This is a genomic window from Streptomyces sp. NPDC111802, assembly GCF_055634335.1.
In genome coordinates, this window is sequence record NZ_JBVKCZ010000010.1 from 78,767 (window position 1) to 102,901 (window position 24,135).

Annotated in this window: 20 protein-coding genes and 1 pseudogene; 14 read left to right on the plus strand and 7 right to left on the minus strand. The window is 70.7% G+C overall.

The genetic code is table 11. The features are described from left to right. Nucleotides 1-18: 18 nt before the first annotated feature. A complete protein-coding gene (locus tag ACZ7NC_RS13075; protein ID WP_471487608.1) occupies nucleotides 19-2,169 on the minus strand; it encodes an FG-GAP repeat domain-containing protein in 2,151 nt (716 codons plus the stop codon). Nucleotides 2,170-2,303: 134 nt separating this feature from the next. Between ACZ7NC_RS13075 and ACZ7NC_RS13080 the strand changes: the two genes are divergently transcribed. Both ACZ7NC_RS13080 and ACZ7NC_RS13085 read left to right on the plus strand, forming a co-directional pair. Continuing rightward, entirely contained in the window at nucleotides 2,304-3,203 is a 900-nt protein-coding gene (locus ACZ7NC_RS13080) for a GNAT family N-acetyltransferase (protein ID WP_471487610.1), read from the plus strand. A 154-nt stretch (nucleotides 3,204-3,357) separates the two neighbouring features. Then, nucleotides 3,358-4,749 (plus strand): FAD-dependent oxidoreductase, encoded by a 1,392-nt coding sequence (locus tag ACZ7NC_RS13085; RefSeq protein ID WP_471487879.1) that lies wholly within the window; start codon nucleotides 3,358-3,360, stop codon nucleotides 4,747-4,749. 326 nt (nucleotides 4,750-5,075) lie between these two features. Here ACZ7NC_RS13085 and ACZ7NC_RS13090 read toward each other — a convergent pair whose 3' ends face one another. After that, nucleotides 5,076-5,741: a GntR family transcriptional regulator gene (locus ACZ7NC_RS13090; RefSeq protein ID WP_471487612.1), complete on the minus strand. Its 666-nt coding sequence runs from the start codon at nucleotides 5,739-5,741 to the stop codon at nucleotides 5,076-5,078. Between the two features lie 96 nt (nucleotides 5,742-5,837). On the opposite strand from ACZ7NC_RS13090, the gene glyA reads away from it, so the two are divergent. The 12 genes and pseudogenes from glyA to ACZ7NC_RS13150 all read left to right on the plus strand — a co-directional run bounded on the left by glyA (nucleotide 5,838) and on the right by ACZ7NC_RS13150 (nucleotide 17,689). Beyond that, nucleotides 5,838-7,142, plus strand: a complete 1,305-nt coding sequence (glyA, locus tag ACZ7NC_RS13095; RefSeq protein WP_471487614.1) for a serine hydroxymethyltransferase — start codon at nucleotides 5,838-5,840, stop codon at nucleotides 7,140-7,142. Further along, nucleotides 7,139-8,359: a sarcosine oxidase subunit beta family protein gene (locus ACZ7NC_RS13100; RefSeq protein ID WP_471487616.1), complete on the plus strand. Its 1,221-nt coding sequence runs from the start codon at nucleotides 7,139-7,141 to the stop codon at nucleotides 8,357-8,359. Before glyA ends, ACZ7NC_RS13100 begins: the two co-directional genes overlap by 4 nt. A gap of 9 nt (nucleotides 8,360-8,368) precedes the next feature. Beyond that, nucleotides 8,369-8,665 (plus strand): sarcosine oxidase subunit delta, encoded by a 297-nt coding sequence (locus ACZ7NC_RS13105; RefSeq protein WP_471487618.1) that lies wholly within the window; start codon nucleotides 8,369-8,371, stop codon nucleotides 8,663-8,665. Continuing rightward, nucleotides 8,662-11,511 carry a sarcosine oxidase subunit alpha family protein gene (locus tag ACZ7NC_RS13110; RefSeq protein WP_471487620.1) on the plus strand — a complete coding sequence of 950 codons (2,850 nt, stop codon included), beginning with the start codon at nucleotides 8,662-8,664 and terminating at the stop codon, nucleotides 11,509-11,511. The genes ACZ7NC_RS13105 and ACZ7NC_RS13110 overlap by 4 nt, the downstream gene beginning before the upstream one ends. After that, complete coding sequence (locus ACZ7NC_RS13115) at nucleotides 11,504-12,133, plus strand: sarcosine oxidase subunit gamma (RefSeq protein WP_471487622.1); 630 nt, start codon at nucleotides 11,504-11,506, stop codon at nucleotides 12,131-12,133. The genes ACZ7NC_RS13110 and ACZ7NC_RS13115 overlap by 8 nt, the downstream gene beginning before the upstream one ends. A 104-nt stretch (nucleotides 12,134-12,237) precedes the next feature. Next, nucleotides 12,238-14,115: an exo-alpha-sialidase gene (locus ACZ7NC_RS13120; protein WP_471487624.1), complete on the plus strand. Its 1,878-nt coding sequence runs from the start codon at nucleotides 12,238-12,240 to the stop codon at nucleotides 14,113-14,115. Nucleotides 14,116-14,207: 92 nt separating this feature from the next. Then, entirely contained in the window at nucleotides 14,208-14,666 is a 459-nt protein-coding gene (locus ACZ7NC_RS13125; protein WP_471487626.1) for an SRPBCC family protein, read from the plus strand. A gap of 87 nt (nucleotides 14,667-14,753) precedes the next feature. Beyond that, a complete protein-coding gene (locus ACZ7NC_RS13130) occupies nucleotides 14,754-14,996 on the plus strand; it encodes a hypothetical protein (RefSeq protein WP_471487628.1) in 243 nt (80 codons plus the stop codon). A 369-nt stretch (nucleotides 14,997-15,365) separates the two neighbouring features. Continuing rightward, nucleotides 15,366-16,160 carry a serine/threonine protein kinase gene (locus ACZ7NC_RS13135; RefSeq protein ID WP_471487630.1) on the plus strand — a complete coding sequence of 265 codons (795 nt, stop codon included), beginning with the start codon at nucleotides 15,366-15,368 and terminating at the stop codon, nucleotides 16,158-16,160. Then, nucleotides 16,157-16,381 (plus strand): hypothetical protein, encoded by a 225-nt coding sequence (locus ACZ7NC_RS13140; RefSeq protein ID WP_471487632.1) that lies wholly within the window; start codon nucleotides 16,157-16,159, stop codon nucleotides 16,379-16,381. Before ACZ7NC_RS13135 ends, ACZ7NC_RS13140 begins: the two co-directional genes overlap by 4 nt. 42 nt (nucleotides 16,382-16,423) lie before the next feature. Continuing rightward, a pseudogene (locus ACZ7NC_RS13145) lies at nucleotides 16,424-17,014 on the plus strand (protein kinase domain-containing protein); the annotation flags it as partial. A 264-nt stretch (nucleotides 17,015-17,278) separates the two neighbouring features. Then, nucleotides 17,279-17,689, plus strand: coding sequence for a transglycosylase SLT domain-containing protein (locus tag ACZ7NC_RS13150; RefSeq protein ID WP_471487881.1), 411 nt, complete (start codon nucleotides 17,279-17,281; stop codon nucleotides 17,687-17,689). A gap of 27 nt (nucleotides 17,690-17,716) precedes the next feature. On the opposite strand, the gene ACZ7NC_RS13155 is transcribed toward ACZ7NC_RS13150, so the two are convergent. The 5 genes from ACZ7NC_RS13155 to ACZ7NC_RS13175 form a co-directional block, all read right to left on the minus strand. Beyond that, nucleotides 17,717-17,977, minus strand: coding sequence for a hypothetical protein (locus ACZ7NC_RS13155; RefSeq protein ID WP_471487634.1), 261 nt, complete (start codon nucleotides 17,975-17,977; stop codon nucleotides 17,717-17,719). A gap of 136 nt (nucleotides 17,978-18,113) precedes the next feature. Next, on the minus strand, nucleotides 18,114-20,666 hold the full coding sequence (locus tag ACZ7NC_RS13160; protein WP_471487636.1) for a beta-galactosidase: 2,553 nt from the start codon (nucleotides 20,664-20,666) through the stop codon (nucleotides 18,114-18,116). Further along, complete coding sequence (locus tag ACZ7NC_RS13165; RefSeq protein ID WP_471487638.1) at nucleotides 20,663-21,565, minus strand: carbohydrate ABC transporter permease; 903 nt, start codon at nucleotides 21,563-21,565, stop codon at nucleotides 20,663-20,665. Before ACZ7NC_RS13165 ends, ACZ7NC_RS13160 begins: the two co-directional genes overlap by 4 nt. Then, on the minus strand, nucleotides 21,565-22,539 hold the full coding sequence (locus tag ACZ7NC_RS13170; RefSeq protein ID WP_471487640.1) for a carbohydrate ABC transporter permease: 975 nt from the start codon (nucleotides 22,537-22,539) through the stop codon (nucleotides 21,565-21,567). The genes ACZ7NC_RS13165 and ACZ7NC_RS13170 overlap by 1 nt, the downstream gene beginning before the upstream one ends. Nucleotides 22,540-22,545: 6 nt before the next feature. Beyond that, a complete protein-coding gene (locus tag ACZ7NC_RS13175; RefSeq protein WP_471487642.1) occupies nucleotides 22,546-23,835 on the minus strand; it encodes an ABC transporter substrate-binding protein in 1,290 nt (429 codons plus the stop codon). Between the last annotated feature and the right edge of the window lie 300 nt (nucleotides 23,836-24,135).

Genomic DNA, 24,135 nt, shown 5'->3' on the forward strand with positions numbered 1-24,135 from the left:
AGCCGGCCCGTGTCGCCGTCAGGAGATGCGGATGTCCGACCAGTTCGTGGCCCTGCCGACCTGCGACCGGCTGCCGAAGCCGCCCTGGCCGTTGCCGCCGTTCAGCCAGGCGCGGCCGTCCCTGTCGAGGGAGATCAGGTCGGCCCGGCCGTCTCCGGACAGGTCGAGCCCGCCGACGACGTCCTTGTAGGAGGTGCCCCAGTCCTTGAAGACCAGCGCCCGGGACGTGAAGGTGCCGGCGCCGGTGCCGTTGAACCGCCACAGCTCGTTCGACGCGTCGATGGCGAGGAGGTCGTTCCTGCCGTCGCGGTCGAGGTCCCCGGCGGCGATCAGCCTCTTGTAGCCGCCGAAGCCGGATCCGGCGAGCGCGCGGGCCTTGAAGCCGCCCGCGCCGTTCTGCGCGTACATGTACAGCTTCCCGGTCGAGGCCGACCGGGTCAGCAGGTCGGCCCGGCCGTCGCCCGTCAGATCGCCGGGCGAGACGACCGTGTCGTACGCGCTCCAGTCCGACGAGACCTTGACGTGGAAGGACTGCACGTCGGGCAGCCCGCCGCAGATCGTCGGGTAGACGTCGGCCTCGCCCCTCGGGTGGCGGACGAACACGTCGTTGCAGCCGTCGCCGTCGAGATCGCCGAACGGCAGCACCAGCGTGCCCGTCAGCCAGCTGCTCGCGCGCTGCCCCGCCGACAGCTTCGTCGCGTCGCCCGCGTACACCTTCAGCCCGCTGCCGTCCCGGCCGAACAGGTCTGCCTTGCCGTCGTCCGTGTAGTCACGCCACCTGGGCAGGGCGCGGCCGGCGGTGGTGGCCTGGTGGACGCCGTACATGACGACGCTGTTCGTCTCGGTCCGCCGGTACTCGTCCCACAGCACGACGGGCCGGCCGAGCGCGTCGGCGGCCACCTGCGGCGCCCCGGTGAACTGGGCGCTCGTCGCGCTCAGCCGCCGCGGGGCGGACCAGGTGCCGCCCTTGAAGACGGCGGCCATCGTGTACTCCTCGTACGAGTAGCCCTCCCGCCATGTCACGGTGACCGTGCCGCCCGAGGTGGCGGCCGCGCCGACCGCGCGCACCTTCTTGTGCGTGGAGAAGCGCTGTGTGTACGGCTGCCAGACACCGGCCGCGGAGCGCACCGCGTACCAGGCGCCGGTCGAGTAGCCGGGTTCGCCGGCGATGAAGAGGGCGCCGCCCGGCAGGTAGACGGGCGCCGTCATCCCGTACGTGCTGCCGTAGTTGGCGGCGGACCGCGGGGCGCTCCACTGGGTGGAGCCGGCGGCCCGGCGCGTGTGCATGAGGTGCGCGAGGTTGTCGTAGAACACGTCGAAGCCGCCCTGCGGATTGGCGAACACCTTCGGGCGCGCCAGGTCCTCGGCAGGGATCGAAAGGCCCTGGACCGCGGTCCAGGCGGTCCCGCCGGGGGCCTTCTCCAGGGCGACGACGGCCTTGCTCGTCCGCCACTGCCACACCAGCAGGGCGGTGCCGTCCTTGGTGACCGCCAGATCCATGCTGGAGATGTCCCGGCTGCCGGACGGCGGCTGCGCGTTGAGGTCGGCGGGAGCCGTCCACGCTGCCTGCGGGCCGGTCTTCTCGGCGGCCTTCACGACGCCGGAGACCGACCACACGGCGATCATCCGGCCGTCGGGAGCCGCCGCAAGGTGGTGGTAGCCCTTCTCGGGGACCGCGGCGACGTACTCGGGCTCGGAGAAGGCTGTCGCGCCGGGTGCGAGGGTGGCCACCTTCAGCCAGTAGTTGTCGTGGTCGTCGGCGCGCTTGGCCCGCCAGGCCAGGCGCACCGAGCCGTCGCCGAGCCAGACCAGCTCGGTGTTGTACCCGCCGGCGTCCGGCCAGGTCTGCGGGGCGAGCCAGGCGGTTCCGCCGGCCGGCCGGATCCGGGTGGAACGGGAGAGTCCGTCGCCGGTGAGGGAGACGAGCGCGCCGCTTCCGGTCGACACCAGGGTGTTCAGCCCGCCGGAGGCGGAGGCGGGGTCGGGGTTCGCAGCGTGCAGGGTGCGGGTGCCCCAGGGGCCCGGCGCACGTGACTCGACGGCGGCCGTGGCGGTGGTGCCGGTGGCCGTGGCCGCGGCGGGCGCGTCGGCGGCTGCCGGGGCGGCGGCAGACAGGGCGAGGACGGGAGTGAGCGCGATGCCGAGCACCGCGCGGGACTGCGAAGTCATGGGAATGCCCCCCCGGGCAGAGCGAAACCAGTGGCACGGATTCGCCGAACTGTTCGATCAAGTCAGGCGCAGCGTATATCAGCCAAGATCGTCCCGCGTGGGGGAATGGTTCATGGCGGCGGGGACAATGAAGCATGCGCCCGGACGGCTGGCACCTCACCGAAGACGTCGATGACTTCCTCGCCCGAGCCGGAGGCTTCCTGCGCTCGCGCCCCGCGCTGCACAACACGCCGCTGACGGACATCGAGAAGCTGCGCACACGCGGCGCGGACGCACACGATGCCGAGGCCACCGTCTTCGGCAGACTGGAGTCAGGAGGCGAGGTCCGCGCCATCTGCTATCGGACGCGGGGCGGCCGCCTGAGCCTCACCCCCCTTCCAGCCGAACAGGCCGACACCCTCGCCGCTCACCTGGCCGGCCTCGGCCACCGCCCCTCCCACGTCATCGCGGACCACGACACCGCCGGCGCCTTCGCCGAGACATGGCAGCGGCACACGGGCGCGGCGCCGGTGCCGTTCTGGCGGACTCATCTCTACCGTCTCGGCACGCTCACCCCACCGCGGCCGCGCCCGGAGCGCCGGGGCCGCGTCGCGGGGGAGAAGGACCATGAGCAAGTCGTGCGCTGGTGCCGCGAGTTCTGCGTCGACGTCGGAGAGAGCATCTCCATCGACGCCATTGACGCCGGCTCCTGGGCCGACACACGCTTCGCGGACAAGCACTTCACGTTCTGGGAGGCCCCGGACGGCATTCCCGTCTCCATGGCGGGCTCGACGTCGATGCTCGGCGGCATGGTCCGAGTGGACCCCGTCTATACCCCGGCCCCTCTCCGGGGCCGCGGCTACGCGGGCGCGGTGACGGTCGAGGTGAGCAGGGCCGCGCTGGCCGCGGGCGCGACGGACGTCGTCCTGTTCGCGGACCCGGCCAATCCCACCAGCAACGCCCTCTACCAGCGCATCGGATACGTCCACGTCGCCGATTTCACCGGGTACAGATTCTCCTACGACGCACCAGAAGCCGGAGCCACCCGAAGTTGACTCGCCGCCGCAGGAGCCGTAGGCAGGGAGGAGCAAAAGGGCTGGAAAGCGGTCAACCCGTGCTGCGGAGCAGGATACTGGTGCCTTGTCGCGACGTGGCGATCAAAAGGGGGAGTGGTCGGTGAACTCTGCTGCAGAGGCGGGCGGTTGGGGCGTGGACGGTCGCTGGGGCGGACGGCATGCGGTCGTCGTTGGCGGGAGCCTCGCGGGGCTGCTCGCGGCGCACGTACTCGCCGGACACGCCGACCGGGTGACCGTCGTGGAGCGCGACCGGTTCCCGGACGGGACGGGACCCAGGCCCGGTGTACCGCAGGGCAGGCATCCGCATGTGCTGCTGGAGGGCGGGCAGGTGGCCCTGGAGTCGCTGCTGCCGGGCTTCCTGGCGGAGCTGGGGGCGGCGGGGGCGCCTCGGGTGGGCATGCCGTCGGACATGGTTCTGTGGCAGAAGGGCCGTTGGTTCCGCAGGGTGCCCGCGACGACGCACATCTACACCGGTTCCCGCGCGCAGCTGGAGGAACTGGTGCGACGGCGAGTTCTCGCCAACCCCGTGATCAGCACCGTGGAGGGCACCGATGTCGTCGGGCTCCTCGGTGACGCCTCGCGCGTGCGGGGCGTGCTGCTGCGGGACCGCTCCGGCGACGCCCGCGGAGAGCAGCGGGCCGTCGAGGCCGACCTGGTGGTCGACGCTTCCGGCAGTGGCACGAAGGCCCCGCAGTGGCTCACGGGGATCGGGGCCGAGGCCCCGCACGAGGAGACCATCGACACCGGGCTCGCGTACGCCTCACGCGTCTACCGCGGCAGGAGCGGGGTCCTCGACGGTGACACCACCGGGTACTACGTCTACCCGAGCCCCGATCAGATCCACGCCGGCGGTGCGCTGCCGTTGGAGGACGGCAGCCATCTGGTCATCGTCTCGGGGCTGCGTGGCGACGAACCGCCCACGGGCGACGACGAGTTCGTGACGTACGCCAAGAGGCTGCCGCATCCGCTCCTGCACCGGTGGCTGGACGAGGCCGAACCGCTCACGTCGGCGTTCGGCTACCGGCGGACCGCCAATGTCCGCCGCCGCTACGACCTTCCCGGCCGCTGCCCGGCCGGATTCCTCGCCGTCGGCGACGCCCTGTGCACCTTCAACCCGATCTACGGGCAGGGCATGGCCGTCGCCGCGATGAGCGCGGTCGCGCTGCGCGATGCGCTGGCCGATCCACGCCGGACCCCCACGACGCGGCGCGTCCAGCGGGAACTCCTCGCGGCGTCCCGGCAGGCGTGGGACATCTCCGCCGGGGCGGACCGCAAGATGCCGGGCGCGGTCGGCAACGCGGTCGACGGCGGGCCCGCGGACCGCGTCGCCGACTGGTACGTGGGACGCGTTCAGGAGTGCGCCCCGGGCGACCCCGTCGTGGGGCGCGCCTTCCGCTCCGTACTGACCCTGGCCGCGCCCGTCTCCGCCCTGTTCGCCCCGCCGGTGGCCCGAGCCGTCCTCTTCCGCCCGCCCGCGCCGACCCCGACCGAACCGCCGGCGACACGGGAGGACGCGGAGGCCTGAGCGAGGCCGACGGCAGTGTGAGGCGGCCGACCACGGGACGCTCCGGGCCGCTGCCGCGTCCTGGACGCCGATGCCGATGCCGACGCTGAGGTGCATCACGTTGTCGTCGTCGTGCCCGTCCAGGTGTAGGTGTCACCACCGACCCCATGGTGGGCCTCCTGCGCGCCAGCCTAGGCGCGCTGCTCATGCGCCGCATCGCCATGCTCGGCCGCGACAACCTCCCCCCGGCCTCGCTGGCCCTGGCAGAGGTCCGCGCCGCCGCCCGGGACAACGGCCATCTGCGCGTTGGACCACCTTGGCGGGCAGGCCCCGCACTGACGCGAGCGTCAGATCGCCTCGCGAACGGCCCGCTCGAAGTCCACGACGTGACGGCGGGCGAGCTCTGCCGCCTGATCCGGATCACCGGCGACGATCGCCTCGATCAACGGGCCGTGCTCCTCGACATGGCCGGCCATGTCGGACAGGCGCTCGATGAACAGGCACCAGATGCGGGTGGCCAGGTTGTCGTAGCGGACGAGGGTGTCGTCCAGATACGGGTTGCGCGTCGCGGCGTAGATGGCGCGGTGGACCTGGAGATCCAGGTGCAGGAGCTCGACCGGCTCGGGCCGGCGGGAAGCCGTGCGCGCCAGCTCCCGTCGTAGTTCCGTCAGGGTCGCCCGGTCCGCCGCCGTCGCCCGCCGCGCGGCCTGGGCTGCGGCCAGGGGCTCCAACTCCTGGCGCACCTCGGAGATATGGGCCAGGTCGGTGATGTTGACCTCGGTGGCGAAGGTGCCGCGTCGGGGGTAGGTCGTGATCAGGCGCTCGTACTGGAGTCGCTTGAGCGCCTCGCGCACCGGGGTCCGTCCCACACCGAGGGACTGCGCCAGCTGCTCCTCGTTGATCGGCGCGCCCGGGAGGATCTCCAGCAGCACGAGCCGGTCACGGATGGCGCGGTAGGCGCGCTCGGCGAGCGACAGCTCCTCGCCGACCGGCTGGGTCGCCACCTGCTGCATAAGGCCCCCTTGACCAGTCCGGTGAACTCCCATACCTTACCGCACAGGCTGATATATCAGATGGCCTCCAGTCGTCTCCCAGGATGGTGCGCGCAGATGGCAGCGACCTCGTCGATCACCACGGTCACCTCCCCCCTGTCCCTCCCGCTCGGCGAACTCGACCCGGATGTCGCCGCGGCGGTCAACGCCGAACTGCACCGTCAGCAGGCGACGCTCGAAATGATCGCCTCGGAGAACTTCGCCCCGGCCGCGGTCATGGAGGCCCAGGGCTCCGTCCTGACGAACAAGTACGCCGAGGGCTACCCGGGCCGCCGCTACTACGGCGGCTGCGAACACGTCGACGTCGTCGAGCAGTTGGCCATCGAGCGGGTCAGGGAACTCTTCGGCGCCGAAGCCGCGAACGTACAGCCGCACTCGGGTGCCCAGGCCAACGCGGCCGCCATGTTCGCGCTGCTCAACCCCGGCGACACGATCCTCGGCCTCGACCTCGCGCACGGCGGCCACCTCACCCACGGCATGCGGATCAACTACTCCGGCAAGCTCTACAACGTCGTGCCGTATCACGTGCGCGAGTCCGACCTGCGCATCGACATGGACGAGGTCGAGCAGCTCGCGCTCGCCCATCGGCCCAGGATGATCGTCGCCGGCTGGTCGGCCTACCCCCGCCGGCTGGACTTCGCCGCGTTCCGGAGGATCGCCGACGCGGTGGGCGCGTATCTGATGGTGGACATGGCGCACTTCGCCGGGCTGGTGGCCGCGGGCCTCCATCCGAGCCCGGTGCCGTACGCCGACGTCGTCACGACCACCACCCACAAGACCCTCGGGGGCCCGCGCGGCGGTGTCATCCTCAGCCGCGCCGACCTCGCCAAGAAGATCAACTCCGCGGTCTTCCCGGGCCAGCAGGGCGGACCGCTGGAACACGTCATCGCGGCGAAGGCGGTGGCCTTCAAGGTGGCGGCGGGCGAGGAGTTCAGGGAGCGCCAGCAGCGCACCCTGCACGGCGCTCGCATCCTCGCCGGACGGCTGCTGGCCGACGACGTGGCCGAGGCCGGGATCACCGTCCTGACCGGCGGAACCGAAGTCCATCTGGTCCTGGTCGACCTGCGGAACTCCGCGCTCGACGGAAAGCAGGCCGAGGACCGGCTGCACGGCATCGGCATCACCGTCAACCGCAACGCGGTGCCGTTCGACCCCCGTCCGCCGATGGTCTCCTCCGGCCTGCGGATCGGCACCCCGGCCCTGGCCACCCGCGGCTTCGGTGAGACGGAGTTCCGGGAGGTCGCCGACATCATCGCCGAGGCGCTGAAGGGCGAACAGGCCGACGACGAACTGCGCGCCCGCGTCGAGAAGCTCGCCTCCGCCTTCCCTCTCTACCCCCACCTGAACGGAGACGCGGCATGACCGCCGAACCGCTGCCGGAACACCCGGACTTCCTCTGGCGCAACCCCGAGCCGCGCTCCTCGTACGACGTCGTCATCGTGGGCGCCGGAGGCCACGGCCTGGCCACCGCCTACTACCTGGCCAAGAACCACGGCATCACCAACGTGGCCGTACTGGAGAAGGGCTGGCTGGCCGGCGGCAACATGGCCCGCAACACGACGATCATCCGCTCCAACTACCTGTGGGACGAGAGCGCGGCGATCTACGAGCACGCCCTCAAGCTGTGGGAGGGGCTCCCTCAGGAGCTGGACTACGACTTCCTGTTCAGCCAGCGAGGCGTCCTCAACCTCGCGCACACCCTCCAGGACGTCCGCGAGGGCGTGCGCCGCGTCAACGCCAACCGCCTCAACGGAGTCGACGCCGAGTGGCTGGAGCCCGACGAGGTCGCCAAGGTCTGCCCCATCCTCAACGTCTCGTCCCGCACCCGGTATCCCGTCCTGGGCGGCACCTTCCAGCCGCGGGCCGGCATCGCCAAGCACGACCACGTCGCCTGGGCACTGGCCCGCCGGGCCGACGAGATGGGTGTGGACCTGATCCAGGGCTGCGAGGTCACCGGCTTCCTCAAGGACGGCGACCGGGTCGTCGGCGTCGAAACCAACCGCGGGCGCATCCTCGCCGGCCGGGTGGGGCTCGCGGCCGCCGGACACAGCAGCGTGCTGGCCGAGCGGGCGGGCGTACGGCTGCCGGTGCAGTCGCATCCTCTGCAGGCCCTGGTCTCCGAACTGCACGAACCAGTCCACCCCACCGTCGTCATGTCGAACCATGTACACGTCTACGTCTCCCAGGCCCACAAGGGCGAACTGGTGATGGGCGCGGGCGTCGACACATACAACGGCTACGGCCAGCGAGGCTCCTTCCATGTGATCGAGCAGCAGATGGCCGCCGCCGTGGAGCTGTTCCCGGTCTTCGCCCGTGCGCATGTGCTGCGGACCTGGGGCGGCATCGTCGACGTCTCCCCGGACGCCTCCCCGATCATCGGCACCACCCCCGTCGAGAACCTCTACGTCAACTGCGGCTGGGGAACGGGCGGTTTCAAGGCCACCCCCGCCGCCGGCTGGACCTTCGCGCACACCATCGCCACGGACGAACCGCATCCGCTGAACGCCCCCTTCACGCTCGAACGCTTCACCACGGGCGCGTTGATCGACGAACACGGCGCCGCGGCCGTGGCCCACTGAGGAGGACAGGTGCTGCTGATCAAGTGCCCCTGGTGCGGTCCGAGGGACGAGACCGAGTACCACTACGGCGGACAGGCCCATGTCCCCTACCCCGAGAACCCCGCGGAGCTCACCGACGAGCAGTGGGCCGAGTACGTCTTCTACCGCGACAACCCCAAGGGCCCCTTCGCCGAGCGGTGGATGCACAGCGTCGGCTGCCGTCGCTGGTTCAACGTCCTGCGCGACACCGTCACCTACGAGGTGCTGACCTCCTACCGGATCGACGAGCCCCGCCCCGAACTGCCCCAGGCCGGAGGGAACCGATGACCGACCAGCACTTCCGGCTGCGGCAAGGGGGCCGCGTCGACCGCGGCACCGTGCTGCGGTTCACCGTCGACGGACGGGAGTTGACCGGGCACCCCGGAGACACCGTCGCCTCCGCCATGCTGGCCAATGGCCTTGTCGAGGTCGCTCCCTCCCTCTACCGCGGCCGCCCGCGCGGCATCGTCTCCGCGGGCGTCGAGGAGCCCAACGCCCTGCTGCAGATCCAGGGCCCGTGCTCGGAAGGCATGCTTCCGGCGACGACGACAGAGCTGTACGACGGCCTGTCCGCCACCACCCTGTCCGGGATGGGCCCACTCGACCCGACCCCCGACCCCGCCGTCTACGACAAGAAGTACCTCCACACCGACGTCCTGGTCGTCGGCGCCGGACCCGCGGGGCTCGCGGCCGCCGCGGCCGCCGCGGGCTCCGGCGCGCGGGTGATCCTCGTCGACGACCAGCCCGAACCCGGCGGTTCACTGCTCTCCGGCGCGCAGACCGACCTCAAATGGGTCGCCGACGTCCGCGCGGCACTCGACGCCGCCCCCGACGTCGTCGTACTGCACCGCACCACGGCTTTCGGGTCGTACGACGACAACTACGTGCTGGCCCTGCAGCGGCGCACCGACCACCTGGGACCCGCCGCTCCGGAAGGCGTCTCGCGCCAGCGACTGTGGCACATCCGCGCCCGCCAGGTGGTCCTCGCGACCGGTGCCCATGAGCGTCCGCTGACCTTCGCGGGCAACGACCGACCCGGCGTCATGCTCGCCGCCGCGGTGCGCACCTACCTCAACCGGTATGCCGTTGCCCCGGGTTCGCGGGCCGTGATCGGCACGACCAACGACAGCGCGTACGACACGGTGGCCGATCTCCACGCCTCCGGGATCGAGATCGCCGCCGTCGTGGACGCGCGCCCCGAACTGACCGACCGGGCGGCCGAGGTCGCCGCGGCGACCGGAGTGCCGGTGCTGACGGGCAGCGCGGTGGTCGACACCGAGGGGGACGGCCGGCTCACCGGCGTCATCGTCCAGGCCCTCGATGCCACCGGTGGACCGCGGTCCTTCGACTGCGACCTGCTCGCCGTCTCCGGCGGGTGGAGCCCGGTGGTGCATCTGCACAGCCAGCGCCAGGGGAGGCTGCGCTGGGACGAGGACCTCGTGGCCTTCGTCCCCGACGGCACCGTACGGGACCAGCAGGTCGTGGGTGCGGCGCGGGGAACGTACGACCTCGACGGCTGTGTCGCCGAAGGGGCGCGGGCCGGCGCACGCGCCGCGACGGACGCCGGGTTCCCGGTTCCCGTGCCGCCGCCGGCCGAAGCGCCGTCCGCACCCGGCCCGACGCGTGCCCTGTGGGTGGTCCCCGCGCCCGACGGTGAACCCGCCACCTGGGACACCCACTTCGTCGACCTCCAGCGCGATGTCACCGTCGCCGACGTCTGGCGCTCCACCGGAGCCGGTATGCGGGGCGTCGAGCACGTCAAGCGCTACACCTCGCTCGGCACGGCGAACGACCAGGGCAAGACCTCCGGCGTCAACGCGATCGGGGTGATCGCCGAAGCCCTCGGCGGCGCGCTGGGAGAGATCGGCACCACGGCCTACCGGGCGCCCTACCTGCCGGTGGCCTTCGCCGCCCTGGCGGGCCGTGAGCGGGGCGAGCTGTTCGATCCGGAGCGGACCACCTCCATCCACCGCTGGCATGTGGCGCACGGAGCGCGGTTCGAGGATGTCGGCCAGTGGAAGCGCCCCTGGTACTACCCCCAGCCCGGCGAGGACATGGACACGGCCGTCGCCCGCGAGTGCCGCGCGGCCCGTGAGGGGGTGGCGTTCATGGACGCCTCCACCCTCGGAAAGATCGAGATCCGGGGTGCGGACGCGGGCGAGTTCCTCAACCGCGTCTACACCAACGCCTTCAAGAAGCTGAAGCCCGGCATGGCCCGCTACGGCGTGATGTGCAAGCCCGACGGCATGATCTTCGACGACGGAGTGACGCTCCGGCTCGACGACGACCGCTACTTCATGACCACCACGACCGGCGGCGCCGCGGGCGTCCTGGACTGGCTGGAGGAGTGGCTGCAGACCGAGTGGCCCGAACTGGACGTCCACTGCACCTCGGTGACCGAGCAGTGGACGACCATCGCCGTGGTCGGCCCGCGGTCGCGCGACGTCGTCGCCCATCTCGCCCCCGAAGTCGACCTGTCGAACGAGGCGTTCCCCTTCATGTCCTTCCGCGAGACCACCCTGGCCTCCGGCATCCCGGCCCGCATCTGCCGGATCTCCTTCTCCGGCGAACTGGCCTACGAGATCAACGTCTCCGCGTGGTACGGGCTTGCGGTCTGGGAAGAGGTGTACGCGGTCGGCCGGCCGTACGACATCACGCCCTACGGCACCGAGACCATGCACGTCCTGCGGGCCGAGAAGGGCTACATCATCGTCGGCCAGGACACCGACGGCACGGTCACCCCGCAGGACGCGGGAATGTCCTGGGTGGTCTCGAAGCAGAAGGACTTCATCGGCAAGCGCTCCTACTCCCGCGCCGACACCTCCCGCACCGACCGCAAGCAGCTGGTGGGCCTGCTGCCGGCCGACCGCACGACCCGGCTGCCCGAGGGCACCCAGCTGGTCGCCCCTGATGTGCCGATCACCCCCGAGGCCGGGCCGGTGCCGATGCTCGGTCACGTCACCTCCAGCTACCACAGCCCTGCCCTCGGCCGGCCCTTCGCCCTCGCCCTCGTCGCCGACGGGCGGAGAAGGATCGGCGAGACCCTGCTCGCCCCGGTGGGCGACGCCCTGGTGCCCGTCGAGGTGGCCGACTGTGTCCTCTACGACCCCGAAGGGACCAAGCGAGATGGCTGAGCCGACGATCGACGCGGGCGCCGGCCCGGTGGCACTGCGCACCAGCCCGCTGGCACATCTGGAGGAGCGCATGCGCGGCGCCGGTGTCACCGGCGCTCGTGGCGTCACGCTGAGCGAGCGGGCGTTCGCGACGATGGTGAATCTGCGGGCCGGCCTCGGTACCGAGACGGCCGACCGCATCGAGAAAGCCCTGGGCGCGCCGCTCCCGCGCCAGTGCGGCCACACCACCGCATCCAGCACCCACTCGGTCCTGTGGCTCGGCCCCGACGAATGGCTCGTGGTCTCCCAGGCCGATGACTCCGCCGTGGTGTCCGAGCTGCGCGAGGCCCTCGGAGCGGATCCCGGCTCGGTCGTCGACGTCTCGGCGAACCGCACCACGCTGGAGCTGAGCGGCCCGGCCGCCCGGCAGGTGCTGGAGAAGGGCTGCCCGCTGGACCTGCATCCCCGGACCTTCGGCCCCGGGGGAGCGGTGTCCACCACGGTGGGCCCCGTCGCCGTACTGCTCTGGCAGGTCGATGACACGCCGACGTACCGCCTGTTCCCGCGCTCCTCGTTCGCCGACTACCTGGCTCGCTGGCTCATTGACGCGATGGGCGAGTACGGCGGACCGGACGTGCCGTAGGGCGGCCCCGTTCTCGCGGTGTGTTAATCCGGATAAATGCTGTCAATACTGCATAGATTGGACGTGGGATGTTTCTGACGTAGGGACAAAAGGAAAGGCCGCCTATGCCGTCGAGACTTCGCACACGTCTGAGAGCCGGTCTCGCGGCAGGCGTCGTCATGGCGATCGCGGCGGTCTCTCCGGGCCCCGCACACGCCCAACCCGCCAAGGCCGCACCGCAGTTCGAGCAACGGGTCATCTTCAGGCCGTCCCAGGATCCGGGCTACGCGTGCTTCCGGATCCCGGCGATCGTGCGGACCACCCAGGGCACGCTCCTCGCGTTCGCCGAGGGCCGTGTGCGCACCTGCGGTGACGCGGGGGACATCGACATCGTGCTGAAACGCTCGACCGACGGCGGACGTACCTGGGGACCGCTCCAGGTCGTCAGTGAGGGTGCCGGCGCCACCCACGGCAACCCGGCCCCGATCGTGGACCGGATCACCGGCCGCATCCTGCTCCCGCAGACACACAACCCGGCGACCACGGACGGCTCGAGCTGTGACGTCCCGTGCCGGCGCAGCCCCCATCTGCAGTACAGCGACGACGACGGCCGCACCTGGTCCCGGCCGCGCGACCTGAGCGCGCAGATCATGCCCCCGAACTGGAACTCCTGGTACGCCACCGGCCCCGTCCACGGGATCCAGCTCACCCGCGGCAGCCGCGCCGGCCGACTGGTCTTCGGCGTCAACACCGAGACCTGGAACGGCAGCCGGGTCACCGCCAACAACGCCGCCCTCATCGTCAGCGACAACGGCGGCAACACCTGGCGAAGAGGCGCCACCGACTCCTGGTCCGTCGCCACCGACGGCACCTTCCACCAGAAACCGTCCGAACTCACCCTCACCGAGCGCACCGACGGCACCCTCCTGGTCAGCGGTCGCGAGCAGGAAGGCACCGATCTGGGCCACCGCACCCAGACCTTCAGCCAGGACGGCGGCGACAGCTTCACCACCCGGTTCCGCCCACTCCCGGCCCTCTACACTCCGCAGGTCCAGGGGTCCACGCTGCAACTGGGCGGCCGTCTGCTGCTGTCCTGCCCCGGCGACCCGGACCGCCGCCGGACCTTGATGATCCGCTCCTCCTACGACGGCGGCAACACCTGGGAGAGCGTGGACCGCGGCACCGTGGTGACCCGGGACTGGTCGGGCTACTCCGACATGGTGAACATCGGCGGCGATGTGGTCGGACTGATGTACGAGGGCGGAACCGTCGACGCCCGCGACGAGATCCGCTTCGCCCGCTTCAACGAGGAGTGGCTCAAACCGCGACGCGGCCCTGACCCGACCACGGCCGACCGTGCCCCGTCCGCCCCGCGGGCGAGCGTACTCGGCGGGGCCTCGCCCACGGCCGGCGTGTTCGGCGCCGCCCGGGCCTTCGACGGCACCAACGACGCGGTGCGCCTGCCCTTCCGCCCCCAACTCGAGCTCGGCATCGAGAACTTCACCGCGTCCCTGTGGTTCCGCTACACCAGCCGCACCGGGGAGCAGCCACTGCTGTGGATGGGCGGCATCGGCGGCGACCAGCCCCAGTTCTGGCTGCGGGGCGAACCGGAGAGCAACCGGGTGCGCGGTCTGATGACGGTGCGCAGCGGCGCGACGACCGTGCGGTCGGCATCCGTCAGCACCACCGCCGCGTACAACGACGGCCGGTGGCACCACCTCGCCCTGCGCCGCGGTGGCGGGCGGCTCACCCTGTTCATCGACGGCAGGGCGACCAGCACGGCCGGCGTGTCCGGATCCGTCAGCCGCAACTCGCCGTTCGGCGTGCACATCGGCCAGCGCATGGACAGCCGGGCGTTCTTCACCGGCGGCATCGATGAGGTCCGCGTCTGGAACCGGGCCCTGACCGACGCCGAGCTCACCCGCGTACGCCAGACGAACATCGGCCCGTCCTCGAACACCACACTGTGGCTGCCCCTGGACCAGGTGACCGCGGGCGGCTGACATCCCGGAGCGTGCGCGGAGAGCGCACGCTGCCTCACTGTCGAGGGAAGGAGTCGCGGGCTCGCTGCGGCTCAAGCCATTGAGGAGTGCTCATGTCAGGACAGTTCGAAGCGACGGTCGAGGTCGATCGACCCGCCGACGCGGTGTTCGACTATCTCGCCGACGGACGCAACGATCCACAGTTCAGCCCGCGCGTGCTCAAGATCGAGCGGGTGCCCGACGCCCCGACCACAGTGGGTACGGTCTTCCGCAGCACGGTCAAGGACGCCGGGATGAAAACGGCCAGGGAGTTCCGCATCAACGACCTCCGAGCCCCGTCGAGGATCCGCTGGACCGAGGTGTCGAAGAACCTCGTGACGGTCCGTGAAGGCGGCTACGACCTGGAGCCGCTCGCAGACGGCAGGACGCGAGTCCGTATCTTCAAGGTTCTGGAAGGCCACGGCCTCGGCAAGCTCCTCGTCGGCCTGGCGGTCTCCGCCGCCCGCAAGGACGCCGACGCGTTCGGCGCCCGGATCAAGTCGGCGGCTGAAGCGGCGATCGGACCACGCTGACCGGTTGCGGCAGGCAAGTCGGCGGCAACGCTCCGCCAAAGGCGGGGAACGGGACATCCTGACGGCAGTGTCGTCGTTGGGCCGGGCATGAAGATCATCGCTATCGCCGCGCTCGCCGGCGCCGCTCTCCTCACTGCCGCCATCCCCGCCTCGGCGGACGACGGGCCCATCGACTTCGGCATCTTCCAAGGGGTCAACGACACCAAGCGCTCAGGTTCCACGGACGCGAACGCGGCCTGGGGGCAGACAAACAGCCAGTCGAACGGGACGGTCCCGAAGTCGACCCTGGGAATGCTTCTGAACGACCTGATGTCACCCGGCCGGCAGTGACCAGTCATCGGAGCCGATGAGAAAGCCGAGGCCACGTTCCCTCCGGGCGCCCGCTGCCGCCGAGCCTGCGCGGCCGGCGGGCGTACGACATCAGGACGAGGCGAGGGCCGGCTCTGCGTAACGGCATCCCGGGCCGTCACATTTCCGCACCTCAGCAGGGGAGGGATCGTTCCAGGGCGGCGGAACCGGTGCAAGCGGTTGCGGTGACGGCTGTGACCGGTGATGCTCTCGGTGTCGCCCTGACCGGCCGGACCGACCATCCGCCCGGAGCCGGGAGTCACGACACCCATTTCACGCGCCAACGCCGGGGGCGGGCGGTAACCGGAACCGCCCGTACCATCCTGGCGATCACATCGGGGGAGTGCCGGCATGGAAACGATCATTGTGCAGCCGCCCGGTCCGTCAGGGCCGGGCGCCGTCGGCCTGGGCAGGCCCGAACTGCTGCACATGGGACCGGGCGACGTGGCCGACTTCGGACGCGGGCTGCCCGGCGGCGGGGGCGTCTCCATCGTCCTGCCCGACCCTGGAATCTCCCGGCGGGCGGGGCGGCTGGAAGCGGCCGAGGACTACTGGCGGCTGTCGAACTTCAGCCAGGGCACCCCCTATGTGGTCGAGAACCTGGAGGGCGCGGGCGAGTACATCACCGTCGCGCCCGGCCGGCTCGGAGCGCCCGTGCCCTTCGAGTTCTCCCGGGTCGTGCTGCCCGCGCTGAGCGGGACCGCCGACTTCAAGGTGTTCGCCCCGCAACACGCCTATCTGGACGAGCGGTCCGCGCCCGACGCGGGCGAGCAGACCGTGCACCCCTACGCGCTCGACGTGACGGCCAAGTACTTCCTTGTCCTGGTGGCGCTGTGCGAACCGCGGCTGCGCGACCAGTCGGACAGCGCGCTGCCGGGCGCCGGGGACATCGCGGAGCGGCTGCGCCCGCTGGAGAGCTGCCGTGGTCTGACCCGGTCCGCCGTCAACTACCACATCGACTATCTGGCGTTGGCGAAGCTGCGCCTGGACCTCGCCGACGAGCCGGGAGCGGACGGCAACGGCCGCACCGGCGCCAAACGCGCCCGACTGGCCTCCCTCGCCGTGCGCTTCGGCCTGGTGCGGGAGGAACATCTCGCCCTGCTGCCGTCCCGTCGGCGGTCCGTCGCACAGGGGACCGGCGCATGACCTCGTCGGGCGCCGACGAGGGCGCCCTGGCAACGCCGCGCCTTCCGGCGGGTTTCCGTATCGACGGCTGGGAGCTGGACGCGGTCATCGGCTCGGGCGGCTGGGGCACCGTGTACGAGGCCCGTTCGGTCGCCGACGGTACGACGGCGGCGGTGAAGGTGCTGCCGACCGGCGCCCTCGCCCGGCCGGCGTGCCGCGCTCGGCGAACTGGTCGAGCGTGAGGTGCGGTTCAGCGCCGAGGCGAACCATCCCCGCACCTCGTACGGACCCGCGCCGTGTGCACCGTCGACGCGCCGGACCTGCCCGCGCTGGACGGCGCGATCGCGCTCGTCATGGACCGCGCCGAGGCCAGTCTGCGCCAGGTGCTGGACGCCGCCGAGACAGGCCGCCCGGTACCGGACGCCGCGCGGATCCTGCGCGGCGTCACCGCCGGGCTCGCCCATATGCACGACGCAGGCTGGGTGCACGGCGACCTCAAGCCGGCCAACGTACTGCTGGGGTCGGACCGCGAGGTGTGGCTCGCCGACTTCGGTCTCGCCGCCGAACTCGACGGCACCCACGCCCACTTGCCGCCCCTCGGCACGCTCGACCACCTGCCGCCCGAGTGGTGGTCCCAGCGCACCGGAGAGGACGGGACGGTGGTGCGGCCCACCGCCGACATCTGGGCCTTCGGCGTCCTGGCCCACCAGGTGCTCACCGGTGGCCTGCACCCGTTCCCCGGCGCCACCGCCCGTGCCCGCTCGCTCGCCGCCCAGGCCTACGCCCGCGGCACCTCACCGCTGCGTCTCGATGCCGGACTCGACGAGGAATGGCGTCGGCTCATCGGGGACTGTCTGGCGCCGGACCACGCGACCCGGCTCCGGCACACCGCCGCGAGCCTCGTGACCCGGGTCGAGCGGCTCTCCGGCACGGGTGGCAGGCGTCGGCTGCTGCCGGCCGCCGCGGCGCTGGTCGGTGTCTCGGTCGCCGCCGCTGCCGGGTTCGTACTGCTCGGGGGAGGTGACGGCGGTGACGACCACGAGCGCGGCAAGCCCCCTGTCGTCACCGGTTCGCCCATCGCGGCCGCCGGGGAGATCCCGAAGGATTCCGACGTACCCGAAGCGCTGCGCCCCATCCTGGTGAGCGCCGCGCGGCGCTGCACCGACGCGGAGGTCACGCCCGCTCTGCTCGCCGCCCTGGTCAAGGCGGAGAGCGGCTTCGACGCGGACGCGGCCCGCCCGGCCGCCGAGGAGTACGGCATCGCCATGTGGACGCCGTCGGTGTTCCGGGCCTGGGCGGTGGACGGTGACGGCGACGGGGACAAGGACTACCGGTCCCCGGCGGACGCGATCACCACGATGAGCGTGTACGTGTGCTGGCTCGACCAGCGTTTCAAACAGGCCCGTCTCCCGGCCGAGGACCTGCCCGCGCTGATCGCGGCCGGCTACCGCACGAGCGACCGCACCGTCATTGAGGAGCGCGGCGTCCCCGAGCGTGTGCGGCCGCATGTCGACAAGGTGCTCCGCTTCCTCGCCGCGTACCAGCGGTGAGCCGGGCGAGGAAGCGGTCCTGCGCGGTCAGCACTCCTTGACGTCCGGGACGCGAACTGCTTGTCGTTGCCCGCGACCAGGCTTGTCCGCGCATATGAAGGCCTGGGACGAGATCCCGCCGTAGCCGCCGTTGCCGCGCCGCTTCGGCACCTCGCCGGAGAACAGGTAGTTCATCGCGAAGTGCGACCACGTCACCGTGGAGGGGCAGGAGTTGATCCGCGCCCTCGCCGCCCGGTCGGACGTGCTGCCCGGCGTGGCGCTGGCGGCCGACCGCTGAACCCCCGGCATCCGAGCCCGAGCGAAGGAGAACGTCCGTGCACGACACCGGGAGCACCCCTGATCGAATGACGGGTCCCAATCGGGCACCAGGCGATCGCCGACGGGCAGGTTGCTCCGGGCCATGCAGCGGTCGAGGGCAGCCCGCTCATGAACCTGCCGAGATCAGCGTCAACGCACGGAGCTCAGGGGCCTCCAGGCCCTCGATGCCCTGGACGAACAGGGTCAGCCCCGGCCACCCCGGCGGTACCCAGAGGGAGTCGGGATCCCCGCCCGAGAAGGCGGGCCGGTCGCCGACCCAGACGCGTCCCACGCACTCTCCGCCGGCCCAACCGGTCACCCGAACCTGCGAGGCGTCCAGCCGGACCAGGTACCCGTCCGGGGACGGAGACGCCGGCAGGTCGACGTCGAGCCACGCCTCCTCTCCCGGTTTCAGCGCCAAGGGGAGCCGAACGTCCTCCGTGCGGCCGGCCCGCGAGGCGTACGCGGTCAGCAACTCGTCGTCCTGCACCGCTACCGACCAGTCCCGTACGGCGTCCAGCGCGAGCAGCTCGGCACGCAGGCCGGGCCCGCTCGGGTGGTGCGGCAGCGTGACCGAGACCTGGTGGGTACCGGCGGGCAGCAGCACCCAGGGGTTCTCGGTGTGGACGGTCTCCGGTTCGCCCTCGTCGACGCTCACCCGCAGCGGTTCGACGACCCCGAGCAGATGCAGCGCGGACGGAGTGGGGGAGTGGACCGTACGGGTATAGGTGACCGGTACCGCGACGCGGGTGCTGCTCCAGCCGCCGAGCACGCGGACGGGTGCCGGGGCGCCCGCCCAGTGTCCGTGGACGGTCCACAGCGCCGACACGTCCGTCGTCTCCCGCACCTTCCACAGGGTGCCGAGGCCACGCAGCGCGCCGAGCCGGAGTGCGGGCAGCCGGGCGTCGTCGAAGTTGGCGTGACCCCAGATCTCCACCACCGCCTCGATCCCGACGCTGCCCGTCACGTTCCGCACATCGATGCGCCGGGCCGCGCCGAACCCGGCGATCGGCGGGTGCGTGCGGCCCGCGACGGACAGGTCGACGATGTCCGCCGCGCCGGTCAGCAGCAGTTCGTCGACGCCCGTCAGGTCCGTGGTGGCCCGGTAGGTGCCACGACCCCGGAACACCCCGAGCGACTCCAGCGTCGGCGGCAGCGCATGCCGTCCCGCCGACTCCTCGGGGGCCGCCTCGCACCGCCGGCGCATCTCGTGCAGGGCGGTCGGCGCGGATCCGGTGGGCCGGTGCGGCGCGTCGATCACCCGCACCGTGCCGTCCGGGTCGACCGACCGCAGCCGTGCGGCCTCCCGCGACGGCAGCACGACGAGCGTCACTCCCGCCACGGTCCTGCGTTCGGAGACCGGGATCTCGGTCCGTGTCCCGTTCAGTACGACGGTGACCGGCACGTCGGAGGAGAAGACCAGCACCTCCTCCGCCCGCGCCACGAGGTCCGCCGAGGCGAGTTCCAGGACGGCGTCGGCGAGCGGCACGTCCACCGCCATCAGGGGGCACGATCCCGGCGCGACGGCGACCGGCACGCCCCCTACGACCGCCGTGCCCGGGTCCGTTCCGAGATGCGGTACGGCCACCAGCAGGCCGCCTTCCGGAAGGGCCAGCGCCGACGGAGCCGAACTCGTCGGGAAGTCGCAACTCAGCTCGGTGTACGACAGCGTTGCCGCCAGGGCCAGTTGGGAGCCCCAGGTCTCCACGACCCGTGCGAACACCTGCGCCTCGGCGTACTCCGGCCGCTCCCCGCCGGTCGACGTGACGTATCCGCCGAAGTCGTAGCCATGGCTCATGAAATTGCCGGGACGACCCCAGTTGCCGCTCGACGGGGTGTACCCGAAGTTCCAGCCGGACGACTGGAGATACGGCGCGATCAGCTTGGCGCCGCTCGCCAGCAGCCGCCGTAGCGTGCGATGACACCGGTTGGTCTCGGTGACCAGCAGCGGCACACCGCGCTCCTCGGCCGCAGCGGCATAGCGGCGCACCTCCGCCTCGATGTCCGGGGAGTCGTCGTCCGGGTAGAAGTTGCAGGCCGGTACGACACCGTCGACGTCCCCCGTGGCGCCCGCGAGGTCGCCCTGGCCGGAGCAGGCGATCAGCGGGACGGTGATGCCATGCCGGAGCGCCGCCTCACGCAGGGCGGTCAGATAGCCCGTCCGGTCCGCGCAGTCGAAGAAGTCCAGCTCGTTCTCCAACTGCACCATGACGACCGGGCCGTTCGCCGGGTACTGGCGCTCGGCGAGCAACGGCAGCACCTGGTCGAACCACTCGGTGACCCGCTCCAGATAGCGCGGCTCGTTCTGACGTACCCTCAACTCCGCGTCGAGACCCAGCCAGGCGGGCAGCGCGCCGCCGTCCCACTCGGAGCAGATGTACGGGCCCGGCCGCGCGATGACGTACAGGCCCGCCTCCTGTGCCAGGTCCAGGAACGCCGCCACGTCCCGCCGGCCCTCGAACGACCAGCGGCCGGGTGCCAACTCGTGGAAGTTCCACGGCAGATAGACGTCGACGCAGGTGTATCCCGAGGCCCGCACCTGGTCGAGCCGCTCGCGCCACTGCTCCCGGGGCAGACGGAAGTAGAACAGCGAGGCGCACAGCAGGGTGCGCGGGCGGCCGTCGATCCACACGCCCCGGTCGTCGAGACGGACGGCTTCGATGGTTTCCGTACGGTTCACTTCACTCCCGCGCTTCCGCCGCTGATGTCCATTTCGTAGAGGTACTTCTGGCCCAGGTAGTAGATGACGATCATCGGAACCGCGAGCAGGATCGAGCCGACCATGACGAGGTTCCACGGAGGTGCCTGCATCGCCGCCGACGTGCTGGTGATGTACTGCACGCCCAGCGCGAGCGGCATCTTCGACTCGTCGTTGAGATAGATCAGGGGCCCCATGAAGTCACCCCAGGTGTGGGTGAGCGTGAAGATGCCGATGGCGATCAGCACCGGCCGCAGCATCGGGAACATGATCCGCCGGTAGATGCCGAAGAAGCTCAGGCCGTCCACCATGGCGGCCTCGTCGAGCTGGCTGGGCAGCCGGGAGACGAACTGGCGGACCAGGAAGATGTTGAAGGCGTTGGAGAAGAAGTTCGGCACGATCAGCGGCAGGAAGGTGTTCACCCAGCCCAGGTCCCGGAAGAGGATGAACTGGGGGATCATCGTGATCTGCGTCGGGATCATCATCGTCGCGAGGACGACGAGGAACATCGTGCTCTTGCCCGGGGCCCGCAGTCGTGCGAACGCGTAGCCGACGAGGCCGCTGGAGAGCACCTGGCCGACGACCGAGAACAGCGAGATGATCACCGAGTTGAGCAGGAAGGTGCCCATCGGCAGCTCGGTGCCGAACACCCGGGAGAAGTTCTCCCAGTGGAACTCGCGCGGGATGATCGTGAACGTGTTGGCGTTCACGGTGGCATCGCTCGACAGCGCGATCGAGCCGACGAACACCAGCGGCGTCGACAGGATCGCCGCCACGATGATCAGGGTCCCGTAGGTGAACGGGGTCGCGCGGAACGCCCGTACGGCGGAGGTCTCCTGCCTCTCTCGGCGCTCGCGCACCGAAGTCGCCAGGGTTGCCATCACTTCACCTCGGTTTCGTAGAACACCCAGCGTCGGGTGGTACGGAAGGCGATCACCGTGAAGACGAGGATCACGGCGAACAACAGCCATGAGATCGCCGACGCGTACCCCATGTGGTAGAAGCCGAAGGCCTGGTCGAACAGGAGCGGCACCATGGTCTGGGCCGAGTCGTAGGCTCCGCGGTTGCTCTTCGGGGTCAGGATGTACACCTGCGCGAACACCTGGAACGCGTTGATCAGCCCCATGATCAGGTTGAAGAAGATGATGGGCGTCAGATGCGGCAGCGTGATGCTCCAGAACTGCCGCACCGAGCCCGCCCCGTCGACCTCGGCGGCCTCGTACAGCTCACGCGGGATGCCCTTCATCGCGGCGAGCAGCAGCACGGTCGCGCTGCCCGCGCCCCACGCCGACATCAGGATCAGCGCGGGCTTGACCCACGGGCCGTCGATCAGCCACGCCGGGCCCGAGATGCCGAAGAGGCCGAGGAAGTCGTTGACCGGGCCGGACGGGGCGAGCACCATCTTGAAGATCATCGCCGTGGCGACCAGCGGCACCAGGGTCGGCAGATAGATCAGGGTGCGGAACAACTTGCGTGCCCGGACCTGCTTGTTGAGCAGGTTCGCCAGCCACAGGCCGAGCACCAGACCGAGCGGGACCGAGACCGCGGCGTAGTAGAAGGTGTTCCGGAGCGCCTTCCAGAACGCGGGGTCCTCGGTGAGGAGCGTTTTGTAGTTCTCCAGGCCGACCCACTCGGGCGGGGTGAAGGAGTCCCAGTCCGTGAGGGAGTAGTAGATCGACGCGATCATCGGTCCGAGCAGGAAGACCAGGAAGCCGATCACCCACGGCGAGACGAACAGATAGAAGGAGAGCGCCTCACGGCGCCGCCGCTTCGAGAGTCTCGGCCTCCCGGGTGATGGGGGATTCTTCGCGTCCGGCGGGGCTGTCGGCGTGGTCGAGGCCGTCGTTGTCGCCATCGCCGGTCATCCCGCGGACTTGATGAGGGACTCGAGGTTCTTCTGAAGCGCCGTCAGCACCTTCTTGGCGCTCCGCTCCTTGCCGAGCCAGAAGTCCGCGAGCCCGCTCTCGATGGCCGCCTGCATCTCGTTCCACTCGGGGATGAAGGGCGCCCGGAAGACGAACTCGCTCGACTCGGCGAACACTCCCATGTCCACCTGGGTCTTCATCCACTCGGGCTTGAGGAACGTGTCGCTTCTCTGTACCTCCAGGTTGGCCGGTACGTCCTCGCCGGAGGAGATGATCACCTTCTGCGCCTCGGGCGAGGTGAGGAAGTCGATCGCCTTGAACGCGTTGTCGGCCTGCTTGGAGCTGCGCGAGACGGCGAGGCCGCTGCCGAATGCCGACACCGCCTGCTTCTCGCCCCGCCACAACGGCGCGATGTCCCACGCGAACTTCGTCGTGGTCAGACCGGCGATGGCCCAGAACCCGGTGGCGTTGACGGCGACCTTCTGGTTGGCGAAGGCCTGGTCGCCGCCGATGTCGGCGCCCATGTCGGCGTAGTCCTTCGCGCTGGGCACCACTTTGTGCTTGAAGACCAGGTCGCCGGCCCACTGCAGGGCCTCGATCGCCTCGTCGCTGTCCACCGCGGGCCTGCCGTGGTCGTCGATGATGGCGCCGCCGTTCTGGTAGACGAAGCTCCACCACTGCGGCCACCAGCCGGCACCGCCGTAGCCCCACTGCTTGCCCGGGACGGTCAGCTCCTTGAACGCGTCCAGCGCGTCGTCCCAAGTCCACTCCGCGGTGGGCGCCTTGATGCCCTTCTTCTCGAACAGCTCCTTGTTGTAGTAGACGATCATCGCGCCGGAGCGGTCCGGTATCGCGTAGAGCTCGTCCTGGTACGTGTAGATGGAGCCGACCGAGCCGAACCGCTGCTCGGTGTCGAGCCCCGCCTTCTTGGCGAGGTCGTCGAGCGGCAGCAACTGGTTCTTGCTGGAGTACGTGTTGACGCTCTCGGCGACCTGCATGATGTCCGGCCCGTTGCCACCGGCGATCATCGTCTGGACCTTCTGCGGGTACGAGTCGCTCGGGATCAGCTGGAGCTTGACCTTCAGCTCCGGGAACTTCTTCACCAGCAGGTCGATGCGGGCCTGGTACGCCTTGCGGTCCGCGTCGCCGCCCCACACCGTCATCACGAGCGGGCCCGTGCTCGATCCGCCGCTGGAGGATCCGCATGCGGTGAGGGTCACGACACCGGCCGCGACCCCGAGACCGAGGAAGCCCCGGCGGGACATCTGAAGCTTGTCAACAGGCATGGCTGTACCCCTAGTTGGAGTGCGCGAACGCGCAGGGAGCGGCTCTCAGCAGCCGGGACCCGGCTTCGAGTGACGGTTAAAATAACCCTCGTTAAATTGGGGCTACAAGCCCTTGATCCGTACGAGTTTCGACCTGCACGACTCACGCGCGGTCCGTCGGCGGATGGCGGGTGCGGCGAGCAGGGTGTGGCCGACGGCGGCGGATCCGGCTTCGCGCCCCGATGCCGTATCGGTACAGGTCGCGCAAAGCGGTCTGTCGCCGTGTTCCGGTTACGGCTTGCTCGCGCCTAGGTGGCCGGG